Origin of the sequence: Streptomyces sp. NPDC001406 (assembly GCF_042895285.1) — a bacterium.
In the GTDB taxonomy this organism is placed as follows: Bacteria; Actinomycetota; Actinomycetes; order Streptomycetales; family Streptomycetaceae; genus Streptomyces.
Window position 1 is genome coordinate 329,177 of sequence record NZ_JBIAWG010000002.1, and the last position, 13,012, is coordinate 342,188.

General features: G+C 71.5%; 10 protein-coding genes and 1 pseudogene. 6 read left to right on the top strand and 5 right to left on the bottom strand.

From position 1 onward, the window contains the following. The first annotated feature begins 17 nt into the window (after positions 1 to 17). Positions 18 to 2,408, top strand: a complete 2,391-nt coding sequence (locus ACFY1J_RS05620; RefSeq protein ID WP_390707607.1) for a bifunctional salicylyl-CoA 5-hydroxylase/oxidoreductase — start codon at positions 18 to 20, stop codon at positions 2,406 to 2,408. A gap of 62 nt (positions 2,409 to 2,470) precedes the next feature. Here ACFY1J_RS05620 and cysC read toward each other — a convergent pair. The 3 genes and pseudogenes from cysC to ACFY1J_RS05635 form a co-directional block, all read right to left on the bottom strand. Continuing rightward, positions 2,471 to 2,881: pseudogene (gene cysC / locus ACFY1J_RS05625) on the bottom strand (adenylyl-sulfate kinase); the annotation flags it as partial. Between the two features lie 61 nt (positions 2,882 to 2,942). Further along, a complete protein-coding gene (locus ACFY1J_RS05630) occupies positions 2,943 to 3,755 on the bottom strand; it encodes a PaaX family transcriptional regulator C-terminal domain-containing protein (protein WP_390707445.1) in 813 nt (270 codons plus the stop codon). A gap of 15 nt (positions 3,756 to 3,770) precedes the next feature. Then, positions 3,771 to 5,363, bottom strand: a complete 1,593-nt coding sequence (locus tag ACFY1J_RS05635; RefSeq protein ID WP_390707444.1) for an AMP-binding protein — start codon at positions 5,361 to 5,363, stop codon at positions 3,771 to 3,773. 146 nt (positions 5,364 to 5,509) lie between these two features. Here ACFY1J_RS05635 and ACFY1J_RS05640 point away from each other — a divergent pair, with 146 nt between their 5' ends. Together ACFY1J_RS05640 and ACFY1J_RS05645 are read left to right on the top strand one after the other, a co-directional pair. Next, positions 5,510 to 6,646 (top strand): acyl-CoA dehydrogenase family protein, encoded by a 1,137-nt coding sequence (locus ACFY1J_RS05640; RefSeq protein ID WP_390707443.1) that lies wholly within the window; start codon positions 5,510 to 5,512, stop codon positions 6,644 to 6,646. After that, positions 6,643 to 7,041, top strand: coding sequence for a RidA family protein (locus ACFY1J_RS05645; protein ID WP_390707442.1), 399 nt, complete (start codon positions 6,643 to 6,645; stop codon positions 7,039 to 7,041). The genes ACFY1J_RS05640 and ACFY1J_RS05645 overlap by 4 nt, the downstream gene beginning before the upstream one ends. 31 nt (positions 7,042 to 7,072) lie before the next feature. Here the strand turns inward: ACFY1J_RS05645 and ACFY1J_RS05650 are convergent, their stop codons facing one another. Next, positions 7,073 to 7,261 (bottom strand): DUF5999 family protein, encoded by a 189-nt coding sequence (locus ACFY1J_RS05650; protein ID WP_363299341.1) that lies wholly within the window; start codon positions 7,259 to 7,261, stop codon positions 7,073 to 7,075. A gap of 243 nt (positions 7,262 to 7,504) precedes the next feature. Here ACFY1J_RS05650 and ACFY1J_RS05655 point away from each other — a divergent pair, with 243 nt between their 5' ends. Then, the gene (locus ACFY1J_RS05655) at positions 7,505 to 7,936 is read left to right on the top strand and encodes a DUF6299 family protein (protein WP_390707441.1); all 432 of its coding nucleotides are present in this window, start codon (positions 7,505 to 7,507) and stop codon (positions 7,934 to 7,936) included. 102 nt (positions 7,937 to 8,038) lie between these two features. Here the strand turns inward: ACFY1J_RS05655 and ACFY1J_RS05660 are convergent, their stop codons facing one another. Continuing rightward, complete coding sequence (locus tag ACFY1J_RS05660; protein ID WP_390707440.1) at positions 8,039 to 8,428, bottom strand: hypothetical protein; 390 nt, start codon at positions 8,426 to 8,428, stop codon at positions 8,039 to 8,041. A 243-nt stretch (positions 8,429 to 8,671) separates the two neighbouring features. Between ACFY1J_RS05660 and ACFY1J_RS05665 the strand changes: the two genes are divergently transcribed. Together ACFY1J_RS05665 and ACFY1J_RS05670 are read left to right on the top strand one after the other, a co-directional pair. After that, positions 8,672 to 10,558, top strand: coding sequence for a galactose oxidase-like domain-containing protein (locus tag ACFY1J_RS05665; RefSeq protein ID WP_390707439.1), 1,887 nt, complete (start codon positions 8,672 to 8,674; stop codon positions 10,556 to 10,558). Between the two features lie 136 nt (positions 10,559 to 10,694). Next, positions 10,695 to 13,010 carry a Dyp-type peroxidase gene (locus ACFY1J_RS05670; RefSeq protein ID WP_390730733.1) on the top strand — a complete coding sequence of 772 codons (2,316 nt, stop codon included), beginning with the start codon at positions 10,695 to 10,697 and terminating at the stop codon, positions 13,008 to 13,010. The last annotated feature ends 2 nt before the right edge of the window (positions 13,011 to 13,012 follow it).

Consider the following 13,012-nt stretch of genomic DNA (forward strand, 5'->3'; position numbering starts at 1 on the left):
CGCGGGGCCCTGTCGATATGCGGCTCCGCCGCGGGGCGCGACCAGCCACAACGAACCCGCAGCCGCCGCACATGTCTGGCCACCCCCAACGCATCGCAATCATCGGCGGCGGCCCCGGCGGCCTGTACTCAGCCGCCCTGCTCAAACGCCTCGACCCCGCCCGCGAAATCACTGTCTGGGAACGCAACGCCCCCGACGACACCTTCGGCTTCGGAGTGGTCCTCTCCGACGAAACCCTGGGCGGCATCGAACACGCCGACCCCACGGTCTACGAGGCACTGCAGAAACACTTCGTCCGCTGGGACGACATCGACATCGTCCACCGCAACACCCGCCAAACCTCCGGAGGCCACGGCTTCGCGGCCCTCGGCAGAAAACGCCTCTTGGAAATCCTGCACGAGCGCTGCCGCAACCTGGGCGTGGAGCTGCGCTTCCGCAGCGAGGCACCGTACCCGGCCTGGCTCGCCGAGGCATACGACCTCGTCATCGCCGCCGACGGGGTGAACAGCACCACACGTGAGGCCTACACCCATGTGTTCCAGCCCCATGTGGCCACCCACCGCTGCCGCTATATCTGGCTGGCCGCGGACTTCGCCTTCGACGCCTTCCGCTTCGAGATCGCCGAGACCGAGCACGGCGTGATGCAACTGCACGGCTACCCCTACGCCCGCCCGTCTCCCGACCACCACCCCTCAACGAGGCACTCCGGGCCGCAGAATCAATTCGGCGCCTCCACCGTGATCGTCGAGATGCGCGAGGAGGTGTGGCGGGCCGCCGGGTTCGACGAACTCGGGGAGCAGGAGTCGGTCGAGCGCTGCGCGAAGATCTTCTCGGACGCGCTGGGCGGGCGGCCCCTGCGCTCCAACAAGTCCGCCTGGATCAACTTCCGCACCGTCGTCAACGAACACTGGTCCTACGGCAACATCGTCCTCCTCGGCGATGCCGCCCACACCGCCCACTTCTCCATCGGGTCCGGCACCAAGCTGGCCGTCGAGGACGCCCTCGCGCTCGCCGCCTGCCTCGAGGAACAGCCCACCCTGGCCGAGGCGTTGACGGCCTACGAGACCGAGCGCAAACCCGTCGTCGCCTCCACCCAGCGCGCCGCCCGCGCCAGCCTGGAGTGGTTCGAGAACATCGCGCTGTACCTGCGCCAGCCGCCCCGCCAGTTCGCCTTCAACCTGCTCACCCGCAGCCGCCGCGTCACCCACGACAACCTCAGGCTGCGTGACACCGGCTTCACCGAGTCCGTGGAGCGCGAGTTCGGCTGCCCGCCGGGTACGCCCCCGATGTTCACCCCCTTCCGGCTGCGCGGCCTGACCCTGCGCAACCGGGTCGTCGTCTCGCCCATGGACATGTACTCCTCGGTCCACGGCATCCCCGGCGACTTCCACCTCGTCCACCTGGGCGCCCGCGCCCTCGGCGGTGCCGGTCTGGTGATGACCGAGATGGTGTGCGTCAGCGAGGAGGGCCGGATCACCCCCGGCTGCGCCGGTCTCTACACCGGCAGACAGGGCGAGGCCTGGCGGCGGATCACCGAGTTCGTGCACGACCGGTCACCGGGCACGGCGATCGGCGTGCAGCTCGGCCACAGCGGGCGCAAGGGCTCGACGAAGCTGATGTGGGAGGGCATCGACGAACCTCTGCCCGACGGCAACTGGCCGCTCGTGGCCGCCTCCCCGCTCCGGTACAGGCCCGAGAGCCAGATCCCGCGCCAGCTCTCCCGCGCACAACTCACCGACATCCGGGAACAGTTCACCTCCGCCGCCTGGCGTGCCGCCCGCGCCGGCTTCGATCTGCTCGAACTCCACTGCGCCCACGGCTATCTGCTCTCCGGCTTCCTCTCCCCGCTGACCAACCGGCGTACCGACGCCTACGGCGGCTCGCTGGAGAAGCGGCTGCGCTTCCCGCTGGAGGTGTTCGACGCCGTACGCGGGGTGTGGCCGGAGGAGCGGCCCATGACCGTGCGTATCTCCGCCACCGACTGGGCCGAGGGCGGCACCACGGCCGAGGACGCCGTCGAGATCGCCCGCGCCTTCGCCGCCCACGGCGTTGACGCGATCGATGTGTCGACCGGGCAGGTGGTGGCCGAGGAGGAGCCGGAGTACGGGCGGTCGTACCAGACACCGTTCGCCGACCGGATCCGGCACGAGGTCGGTGTCCCGGTCGTCGCGGTCGGTGCGATCTCCTCCTGGGACGACGTCAACTCGCTGATCCTGGCCGGGCGTACGGACCTGTGCGCGCTGGCCCGACCTCACCTCTACGACCCGCACTGGACACTGCACGCCGCCGCCGAGCAGGGGTACGAGGGTCCGGGCGTCGTGTGGCCCGACCCGTACCGCGCTGGCAGCCGGCCCCCGCAGACCGGACGCACGGACGCCCCCAAGCCGCGGCTCACCCTGGAGAGCTGACCTCGGCCATGCCCGCGGTCGGCGTCGCGCCGTCCGCCGGGTCGATCAGAGAACACCCGCTCGGCCGGCTGCTCGTACGGGTCGTCGACCCCCGTGAGCCCCCTCAGTTCCCCCGTGGCCTGCTGGGCGTACAGGCCCTTCACATCCCGTTCGCTGCACACCTCCACCGGGGTGGCGACATGCACCTCCAGGTAGGGCGTGGCGCTCTTCTCGTGCCGGGCCCGCACCGCGTCGCGGCTGTCGGCGTACGGCGCGATGACCGGCACGACGGACAGCACGCCGTTGCGCGCGAGCACCTCGGAGACGAGCCCGATGCGCTGCACGTTGGTGTTCCGGTCCGCCCGCGAGAAACCGAGTCCGGCGGAGAGGAAGCGGCGTATCTCGTCGCCGTCGAGGACCTCCACCCGGTGTCCCTCGGCCGCCAGCCGGTCTCCCAGGAGGCGGGCGATCGTCGTCTTGCCCGCGCTCGGCAGCCCGGTGAGCCAGACAGTGGCTCCCTGAGCCCTTGCCGTGGTGGGCGTGTTGTCGCCGGGCTCACAGCCCGGCGAACGTCGCTCCTGCGTCCCGCAGCCGCTCGTGGAGTCCGTGGAACACCTCGGCCGACCGCGCGCCCGGCCAGTTCGCGGGCAGCAGGTGCACGGGGAGGCCCGGGTCGGTGTAGGGGAGGTGGCGCCAGGTGTCCAGGGCCAGGAGGTAGTCGCGGTAGGCCTCCTCGGGCGGGGTGTCCGTGCGCCGCTCCCAGTCGTGCAGCACGCCCTCGTGCGCGTCGAGGAACGCCTCGTGCTCCTTGGCGATCGCGGCCAGGTCCCACCAGCGGGCGACCGCCTCGACCGTGGGCGCGAAGCCGAGGTGCGCGCCCCGGAAGAAGTCGACGTACGGGTCGAGCCGCAGCCGCTGCAGGGTGTGCCGGGTCTCCTCGTACAGCCGCGCCGGGGCGATCCACACCCCGGGGGCCGCCGTGCCGAAGCCCAGGCCCGCCAGCCGGGAGCGCAGCACGTGCCGCTTCTGCCGCTCCGACTCCGGCACCGAGAACACGGCGAGCACCCAGCCCTCGTCCTCGGGCGGTGCGGTCGCGTAGATACGCCGGTCGCCGTCGTCGAGCAACTGCCGTGCTTCGGGCGAGAGTTCGTACCCGGCCGCGCCCTGCTCCGTACGGGCGGGCCGCAGCAGGCCGCGCCGCTTGAGCCGGGACACCGACGAGCGTACGGAGGGCGCGTCCACGCCGACCGCGGCCAGCAGCCGGATCAGCTCGGCGACGGGTACCGGACCGGGTGTGAAGCGGCCGTACGCGCCGTAGAGCGTGACGATGAGGGACCGTGGTGCGTGTTGCTCGGACACGTTGATCATCTTAGGTCTTCGGCATCACGGCTGGTCACCTTCGGTACGGAGGCGATAGCGCTGGAGCTTGCCGGTCGCCGTGCGCGGCAGCGCGTCGAGGAAGACGATCTCGCGCGGGCACTTGTACGGCGCCAGCTCGGACTTGACGAAGCCGCGCAGCGCGTCGGCGTCCCGCTCCGCGCCCTCCTTCAGCACGGTGTACGCCACGACCACCTGTCCGCGGGCCTCGTCGGGCTGCCCGATCACCGCCGCCTCGACCACGTCCGGGTGGCGCAGGAGCGCGTCCTCCACCTCCGGTCCGGCGATGTTGTACCCGGCCGAGATGATCATGTCGTCGGCGCGGGCGACATAGCGGAAGTAGCCGTCGTCCTCGCGGACGTAGGTGTCGCCGGTGACGTTCCAGCCGTAGCGCACATAGTCCCGCTGCCGAGGATCGGCGAGGTACCGGCAGCCGACCGGCCCGCGCACGGCGAGCAGTCCGGGCTCCCCGTCCGGCACCGGATCCCCGTTCGCGTCCTGCACGCGCGCCTGCCACCCCGGCACCGGAACACCGGTCGTCCCGGGCCTGATCCGCTCGTCGGCGGCGGAGATGAAGATGTGCAGCAGCTCGGTGGCGCCTATGCCGTTGATGATCCGCAGGCCGGTGCGCTCGTGCCAGGCCCGCCAGGTGGCGGCGGGCAGGTTCTCCCCGGCGGACACACAGCGTCTGAGTGACGAGATGTCATGGCCGTCCAGGTCGTCGAGGATCGCGCGGTACGCGGTGGGCGCGGTGAACAGGACCGAGACCCGGTGCTCGGCGATCGCGGGCAGCAGCCGCTTGGGGGTCGCCTGTTCGAGGAGCAGCGCGCTGGCGCCGGCCCGCATCGGGAACACCACGAGCCCGCCGAGGCCGAAGGTGAAGCCCAGCGGGGGACTGCCCGCGAAGACATCGTCCACATGTGGTTTGAGCACATGCTTCGAGAAGGTGTCCGCTATGGCGAGCACATCCCGGTGGAAGTGCATGCACCCTTTCGGGCGACCGGTGGTGCCGGAGGTGAACGCGATCAGCGCGACGTCGTCGGACGCGGTGTCGACGGCGGGGTACGGGGTGCAGGGCGCCGGGCGGTTGAGGAGGTCGTCCGGGGCGTCACCGCCGTACGTCGTGATGCGCAGCCCGGGGATCTCGGCCTTGGCGAGGTCGTCGACGGCGCGGATGTCGCACAGCGCGTGGCCCACCCGGGCGATCGAGCAGATCGTGCCCAGCTCGTGCGGGCGCTGCTGGGCCAGCACGGTGACGGCCACCGCGCCCGCCTTCAGCACCGCCAGCCAGCAGGCCGCGAGCCAGGGCGTGGTGGGGCCGCGCAGCAGGACGCGGTTGCCGGGGACTACGCCCAGGTCGCGCGTGAGGACATGCGCGATGCGGTCGACGTGGGCGCGGAGGTCGCCGTAGGTCCAGGTGTCGCCGGTGGGCGCGTGGAACACGGGACGCGCCGGGTCGGCGTGGTCCAGGAGCTCGACGGCGCAGTTCAGCCGCTCGGGGTAGTGCAGCTCCGGCAGGTCGAAGTGGAGCTCCGGCCACTCGTCGGGTGGTGGCAGGTTGTCGCGCGCGAAGGTGTCGACGTGCGCCGAGACGTTCATGACGGTTCGCCCCCTTGCCTGGTGGGCTCGCGTGGGCTCGTGGTGCGCTCGCGCAAGGAGCGTATCGTGTTGGTGACGGCAGTCAACAGTACGCGATACCGTCGAATGGGGGTCGATGGCGGCCCGCCGTGGAGGGAGGACCGGCAGTGCCCGCATTCTCGCTCGAACCGGAACAAAATGCCTGGTGCGCCGAGCTGCGTGTCCTGGCCGCGGAGCGGCTGCGCCCGCTTGCGGAGAAGGGTGAGCCCGGCCGGGTCGACCGGGCGCTCCTCGCGGAACTGGGCCGGCTCGGTCTGCTGTCGCGCCTGTTCACCTCGGGCGCCCTGGATCTCTGTCTGATGCGCGAGTCCCTCGCCCAGGCCTGCACGGAGGCCGAGACCGCCCTGGCCCTGCAGGGCCTCGGCGCCCACCCGGTCCACGCCCATGGCACCCCCGCCCAGCGGGACCGCTGGCTGCCCCGGGTGTCCGACGGCAGCGCGGTGGCCGCGTTCGCGCTGAGCGAGCCGGGGGCGGGCTCGGACGCGGCGGCGCTCGCCCTGCGGGCGGAACCGCGGGGAGCGGGGCGCTGGCGGCTCACCGGGCAGAAGTGCTGGATCTCCAACGCCCCCGAGGCGGACTTCTACACCGTCTTCGCGCGGACCACCCCCGATGCCGGTGCCCGCGGGGTGACCGCCTTCCTGGTGCCCGCCGACCGGCCCGGCCTCACCGGTTCGCCCCTGGAGATGCTCTCCCCGCACCCCATCGGCAGCCTCGACTTCGATGCCGTACTCGTGACCGAGGACGACATGCTCGGGGAGGTCGACCGCGGATTCCGGGTCGCGATGGGCACACTCAATCTCTTCCGCCCGAGCGTCGGTGCCTTCGCCGTCGGCATGGCCCAGGCGGCGCTCGACGCGACCCTCGCCCATACGGCCGGACGGGACGCGTTCGGCGGCAAGCTGAGGGATCTGCAGGCGGTCGCTCATCAGGTGGCGGAAATGGCGCTCCGCACGGAGGCGGCCCGCCTGATGGTCTACGCGGCGGCGACGGCGTACGACGAGTCCGCCCCCGACGTCCCCAAGCGCGCCGCGATGGCGAAGCTGCTGGCCACCGAGACCGCGCAGTACGTCGTCGACGCGGCCGTCCAGTTGCACGGCGCCCGGGCGCTGGAGCGGGGCCATCTGCTCGAACACCTCTACCGCGAGGTGCGCGCCCCGCGTATCTACGAGGGTGCCAGCGAGGTCCAACGCGGCATCATCGCCAAGGAGTTGTACGCCACCGCCGACCGGGAGGCCCGTCCGTGACGACCGAGCGCGTCAATCCGCCCGACCTGTCCCCGCCCGCCGGCTTCTCCCACGCGGTCGTCGCCACCGGCGCCCGGGTGGTCTTCCTCGCGGGCCAGACCGCCCTCGACACCGACGGCAAGGTCACCGGCGACACCCTCCCCGAGCAGTTCGAGAAGGCGCTCGGCAATCTCCTCACCGCCCTGCGCGCGGCCGGCGGCACTCCCGCCGACCTCGCCCGCGTCACCGTGTACGCGACCGACGTCGCCGCCTACCGCACCCAGGCCCCCGAACTCGGGCGGATCTGGCGCCGGTTGGCGGGCCGCACCTATCCGGCCATGGCGGTCGTGGAGGTCGTACGACTGTGGGACGAGCAGGCGCTGGTCGAACTCGACGGCTTCGCGGTGCTGTCCTAGAGCCTTTCCGAGAGCCTTTCCGAGCCGGGGCTCAGGCGGCGACCGTCTGCCGTTCGGCCGGTGCCCGGTGCGGCGGCACGACGCTGCCGTCGGCGTGCAGCTCACCCGTGTCGTCGAAGACGATCCCCCCGTCGCACAGCAGGCTCCAGCCCTGCTCGGGGTGGGCTGCGACGATGTGCGGGGCGCCGCTGTCGTGAGTCGGGGTCCGGTGGGAACACATGGCACACCTCCGCGTCGGATGTGACGGGTGCCTGCGGCCTGTTCGCCGCCCGGCACGAGTAGACCATGCCCCCCTCGTGAACTCCTCGGAACGGCCTGAAGCGAAGTGTGACAACTCGCGGACAACTCCCTGACCGTTCCACGACCGCCGTGACTCGCCCCCGATGGAGTGACGTTCACACACCGTGCCGTGCCCGCCCGGTACCAGTGGGAACCCCCCACTGCACGATCGGAAAGGCCCCCCATGTCCGTACGTCCCGCCCTCGCCGCGGCCGCCGCCGGAGCCGCCGCGCTTGCGCTGCTCTGCGCCGCCGTCCCCGCGACCGCCGACCCGAACGAGACCGTCACCGTCGATCCGACGGGCCGCGTCGCGGCGGACGGCACCGTGACCCTCTCCGGCACCTATCGCTGCACCGGCGGCACGGGACCGGTGTTCGTCAGCAGCACCGTCGGCCAGGACTCCTCGACCGTCCGCTACGGCATCGGCGGCACCGAGGCGGTGTGCGACGGCGCCGCACACACCTGGGTGAACACCGGCAAGGTCGAAAAGGACCGGCTTCGGCCCGGCGCGGCCCGCGTCGAGGCCACCGTGATGGAACTGCGCCCCGAGGGTGGTCTGCCGCTGCCGTACTTCCACGCCCACCAGGAGCAGGAGGTGACGCTCGGCCAGGGCTGAGCGCGCGCACGCGGCGGCCCGGCGCACCTGGTGCGCCGGGCCGCCGCTCCGCGTTCAGGCCGCTCCGCGTTCAGGCCGCTCCGCGTTCAGGCCGCTCCGCGTTCAGGCCGCTCCGTGGCTCATGACGTCGTCCGTGCAGGCGATGTGGATCGTCAGGTCGGCCGGGGCCGAGCGGCTGAGGAAAGGCCAGGTCTGGGCCTTGCGCGCGGTGATGATCCAGCCGGTGGCGTGGTCGTTCATACGGTCCTCGGTGACATCGGTCCGGTCCGTGCCGAGGACCGCGTCCTGCTTGGCGCTGATGGTGTATCCGCCGCTGTAGGCGTGCTGCGCGGCCGGGCAGAGCGCCTCGTGCGGTCGGCCGTCGGCACCGCCGGGGACGAACACCGAGAAGTGGTGCGGCGGTTGGGGCGGGTCCGCCACGGCGGGGGCAGCACAGACGAGCAGGGCCGCGGCTCCCGCGGCCACGGTGACGGCGGTACGTGTTCGGGGCATGGGGGTGCTCCTCGCAAAGGGGACAGGGGACTGGCCGGGACCATTGCAGCCGTCGTCCCGTCCGGGCCTCCGCCGGACACGCAGCGTTGCACCCCATCGGGGCAAAGCGGTCAATCTTTCGAGAAAGCGGTCACATATCGCTACGCTGTGTGATTTACTGGCGCCATTCCGTCACTCTACGTGGTCGCCCTGCACTGCCCCGTACCCGGCTCAGGGCATCCCGTGTCCCCATGAGGAGTCCCCATGCCCCGCAGAGGGAGGTGGACGATCGCGGCGGGCTGCGCCGCGGTCGTTCTGTCACTCACCGCCCCCGCCGGCCGCGCCGCCCCGTTCCGTCTCGTCCCCCTGCCGTCGTCGGCACGGCCGGCCGATCCGCACCCGCACGGAGTGCACATCTCGAAGGCGGAGCTCGCCGAGGAGATCCGCCCCGACGAGGTCAAGGCATTCGGCAGGGCCCGCGCCGAACAGATGGCCCGCGACCGCATCGGCCTGCGCGCCGTCGACCGGGGCTACCCCCAGCCCATGCGGAACCGCAGCCTCAAGCGGCTCACCGACTCGCAGCAGGAGCAGAACGCGGCGTTCGACCCGGCCACGTTCGGGAAGTTCACCGACTACTTCGCCAGCCCGGACTACGGCGACCACGTCGCCCTGCTGCCCACTGGCAAGATCCTGCTGTTCTCCTTCGAGGCCGTCGAGGACAGCCCCAACAAGGAGACCGCGCCCACCGAGGTCATCGGCCGGGACAACGCCGGACGCGCCTATGTCTGGGACCCCGCCAAGGGCACCGGCGCCGCCGCCTTCAAGGCCGTACCGCCGCCCGTGGTGAACATGGACGACGGCCTGGACGAACCGCGTGCCGCGCCGATCTTCTGCGCCGGGCACTCCTACCTGCCCAACGGCATGGTGGGCGTCTTCGGCGGCAACCTCGGCGGCAACCACGGCACCGGCGCCCACCTCGCCCTCGTCTTCGACCCGTGGACCGAGACCTGGTACCGGCAGCAGGACATGGCCGAGGGCCGCTGGTACCCGTCCGTGGTCACCGGCGCCGACGGCCGGCAGTTCATCACCTCCGGCCACGGCGACACCGGCTGGGGCAAGCTCTCCATGACGATCGAGCGCTTCCCGGCCAAGAGCACCCCGGTCTCGACGGACCCGAAGACCAAGCCCGTCGGCCAGGCGCTCGACAAGTGGCCCGTCAACGCGGAGTACATGGCCGACTATCCGCATCTGTTCTCGCTGCGGGACGGCCGGATCTACGGCTTCGGCCGCAACTACAACGAGCAGTTCGTCTTCGACCCGGCGACCGAGACCAGCCATCCGCTGCTCAGCCGCCCCGGCGGCGGCATGCGCAACTACGGCTCGGCGGTGGCCCTGCCCGGCACCACCAAGGGTCAGGGCCCCGACTCCGTGCTGATCCTCGGCGGCGACCGCAACGACCCCAAGACGTACAAGTTCTCCGGCGGCCGCTGGACCGAAGGCACTTCCCGGGCCTTCGGCCGCACCCAGGACGACACGCTGATCTTCCCCGACGGCCGGCTGTTCACCGTCAACGGCGGCTACGACATCCGCGACTACGGCAACGGCCTGTACAACCCCAACGCCGACGAGAAGTACCGCCAGACCGAACTGCGCGGCCTGGACGGCGCCTGGCGGCTCGGCCCGGTCCAGCGGCTGCCCCGCGGTTACCACTCCAACGCCGTGCTGCTGCCCGACGGCCGCATCATGGTCACCGGCGACGAGCTCCAGGAGATCGCCAACAACCCGGACATCAAGGCCGGGATGAACGGCACCATCGAGATCTACGAGCCGCCGTATCTGCACCAGGGCGACCGCCCGACGCTGACGGACGTGGCGAACCCGACTGTGGGCTACAACGCCAGGCTGAGGGTCAGCACGGACACGCCCACCCGGGCCGCGAAGGCCGTCCTGATGGCGCCCATCACCTCCACCCACTCCGTGGACACCAGCCAGCGCCGCATCGAACTGGACATCTCCAGCCGCGCCGGCAACAAGCTCGAACTGACGACCCCGCCGTCCGCCAACGACGCACCGCCCGGGTACTACCTGCTCTTCCTGCTCGACCAGCGGGGCGTGCCCAGCGTCGCCAAGTGGGTCCAGCTCCGCCCCTGAACCCGCCGTCCCCGGCCGTTCCGTCCCCGACGCTCTCGTCTTCGTCCCCTGCCGCCGGACTCCCGGGCGGCGGTGCCCCTGCCGCCGCCCGGTGCCGTCCGGTTCCTTCCCTCGTCCGTCCCACCAAGGGAGTTCCATGTCCGCTCAACTACCGCTGCGCGACAGCACAGAGATCCAGGGCGACATCCTCGCCGGGTTCAAGAAGGACTACATGACCCTGCTCTTCCTCCAGTTCGGCGACGTGGCCGCCGCCCGGAACTGGCTGGCGGAGCTGGTCCCCCGGATCGCCACCACGGAACAGGTCGCCAACTTCAACGCCAAGTTCCACGACGCCCGCGAGGCCTCCGCGGGCGACGACCCGAAGAACCTCAAGGCCACCTGGCTGGGCCTGAGCCTCACCCATGCGGGGCTGCAGCGCCTGACGGGCAAGACCGAGGTGTTCGCCGACGTGCCCCTCGGCGGCACCGTCGAGGCGTTCGTGCAGGGGTCCGCCACCCGTGCCGGGGCCCTAGGCGACAAGGGCTGCAACGCCCCGGCGAACTGGGCCTTCGGCGCCGACCACCGCCCGCCCATCCACGCCGTGCTGACCATCGCCGCCGACCTGGAGACCGACCGCAACACCGAGCTCAACCGGCAGCTGGAGGCCGCCTCCCGGGCCGCCGTACTGATCGTCCACCAGCAGAACGGCGCCACGCTGCCCGGCAAGCGCCGGGGCAAGGAGCACTTCGGCTTCAAGGACGGCGTCAGCGAACCGGCCGTGATCGGCTTCGACGACCCGGCGAAGGCCAAGAGCGACCGGATGATCCCGGCCGGCCAGTTCGTCCTCGGCACCGACGACACCCCCCTGCCCGACGGCGCGCCCGACTGGATGAAGTACGGCTCCTTCCAGGTCGTACGGCGTCTCGGCCAGGACGTTCCCGGCTGGTGGGCACAGGTCGGCACCGAACTCCAGAAGCTGAGGGAAGCCAAGGTGGTCGGCCAGGACACGAAGAGCGAATGGCTCGCCGCCCGTCTGGTGGGCCGCTGGCGCTGCGGCGCCTCGGTCGCCAGGTTCCCGGACGCGGCGCCCCCGCCCGGCACCGATGCCGACAACGACCTCAGCTTCAGGGACGACCCCGACGGCGTCATCACCCCGCTCTTCTCCCATCTGCGCAAGACCGCCCCGCGCGACGGACTGGTCGACAAGGGCGAATTGGTCGACGAGAAGTTCATGGACGTACGCCGCATCATCCGGCGCGGCATCCCCTTCGGCGCCCCGTTCGACCCCGCCAACGAGGACGGGCGAGGCCCCGACGAGCCCCGCGGTCTGCTCTTCGTCTGCTACCAGGCCGACCTGGCCCGGCAGTTCGAGTTCATCCAGGCGGACTGGGTCAACGATCCCAACTTCCCGCACGACCGCGACCCCATGCCCGGACCGGACCCGATGATCAGCGGTCTGCTGCCCGACGTCACCACCGGCGAGATCGCCTTCGAGAGCCGCACCAACGGCGACCGGAAGACCACCGTGCTGTCCTTCCGGCCCTTCGTGACCACCGAGGGCTCCGTCTACGCCTTCACCCCGTCGATCACCACCCTGCGCGGCCTCACCCAGGGCCGGCTGCAGGCCGCGACCTCGATCGGCGGCACGCAGAACGGAAGCCAGGAGTGGACGACGACGGGCACCGGACAGACCCGCCCGCCGCAGCCGCCCGTGCAACCCGGCCCGGTCGACGAGATCCTGCCCTGGCCGGACACGGAGGAGCGGGCCTGGACCTTCTCCGGCCGCACCGTCCGTGTCGTCGGCACCGGCGCCGCCGAGACCGGCGCGCTCACCACGGGCAGCGACGACCGCACCGGCGTCGTCGTGGACACCGCCGCGGACCTCTCCACCTGGCCCGCGCTGGCCGGGGTCGAACAAATCGACGCGATCGTGCCGGTCCCCGACGAGCAGTCCGTGAACGGCGAGAGCAGCTACTGGCTCTTCCACACCGTGGGCGGCACCCAGGTCTACCGCCGCATCTACATCTCCTGCGACGCCCGGCACGCCTGCCGCAGCGTCGGCGACGACCGGGCACTCAGCGCCTGGCGCTCCCTCAAGGACGTCACCCGGGTCGACGCGGTACTGCCGGTGCCGGACCAGCGCCGCGTCGACGGCAAGACGCAGTACTGGCTCTTCCACACCACCGCGCAGGGCCGGCGCTACCGTCTGATCTCCATCGCCGACGGCGGCATGCACACCGACGAAGTGGTCCGCGGCGACCGCGACCTGACCCAGTGGACCTCCCTGCGGGGCATCACCGAGGTCGACGCCTTCCACTTCGTCCCCGGCAAGTACCGGATGAACGGCCAGACCTGGACCTGGGTCTTCCACGACCGGCGGTACCGCCTCATCAGCATCGCCGACGGCTTCGGCCACGCCGACACCCTGCTCCGCGAGGACCGCCCGAATACCGCGTGGTTCCGCGGGGTCTGACC

What these genes read in the sequence shown, in the direction of transcription:
- ACFY1J_RS05620 (WP_390707607.1), top strand. Translation starts at nt 18, where the DNA reads ATGCGGCTCCGCCGCGGGGCGCGACCAGCCACAACGAACCCGCAGCCG.
- ACFY1J_RS05635 (WP_390707444.1), bottom strand. Translation starts at nt 5,363, where the DNA reads ATGAACGTCTCGGCGCACGTCGACACCTTCGCGCGCGACAACCTGCCA.
- ACFY1J_RS05665 (WP_390707439.1), top strand. Translation starts at nt 8,672, where the DNA reads ATGCCCCGCAGAGGGAGGTGGACGATCGCGGCGGGCTGCGCCGCGGTC.
- ACFY1J_RS05670 (WP_390730733.1), top strand. Translation starts at nt 10,695, where the DNA reads ATGTCCGCTCAACTACCGCTGCGCGACAGCACAGAGATCCAGGGCGAC.
- ACFY1J_RS05660 (WP_390707440.1), bottom strand. Translation starts at nt 8,428, where the DNA reads ATGCCCCGAACACGTACCGCCGTCACCGTGGCCGCGGGAGCCGCGGCC.
- ACFY1J_RS05650 (WP_363299341.1), bottom strand. Translation starts at nt 7,261, where the DNA reads ATGTGTTCCCACCGGACCCCGACTCACGACAGCGGCGCCCCGCACATC.
- ACFY1J_RS05655 (WP_390707441.1), top strand. Translation starts at nt 7,505, where the DNA reads ATGTCCGTACGTCCCGCCCTCGCCGCGGCCGCCGCCGGAGCCGCCGCG.
- ACFY1J_RS05630 (WP_390707445.1), bottom strand. Translation starts at nt 3,755, where the DNA reads ATGATCAACGTGTCCGAGCAACACGCACCACGGTCCCTCATCGTCACG.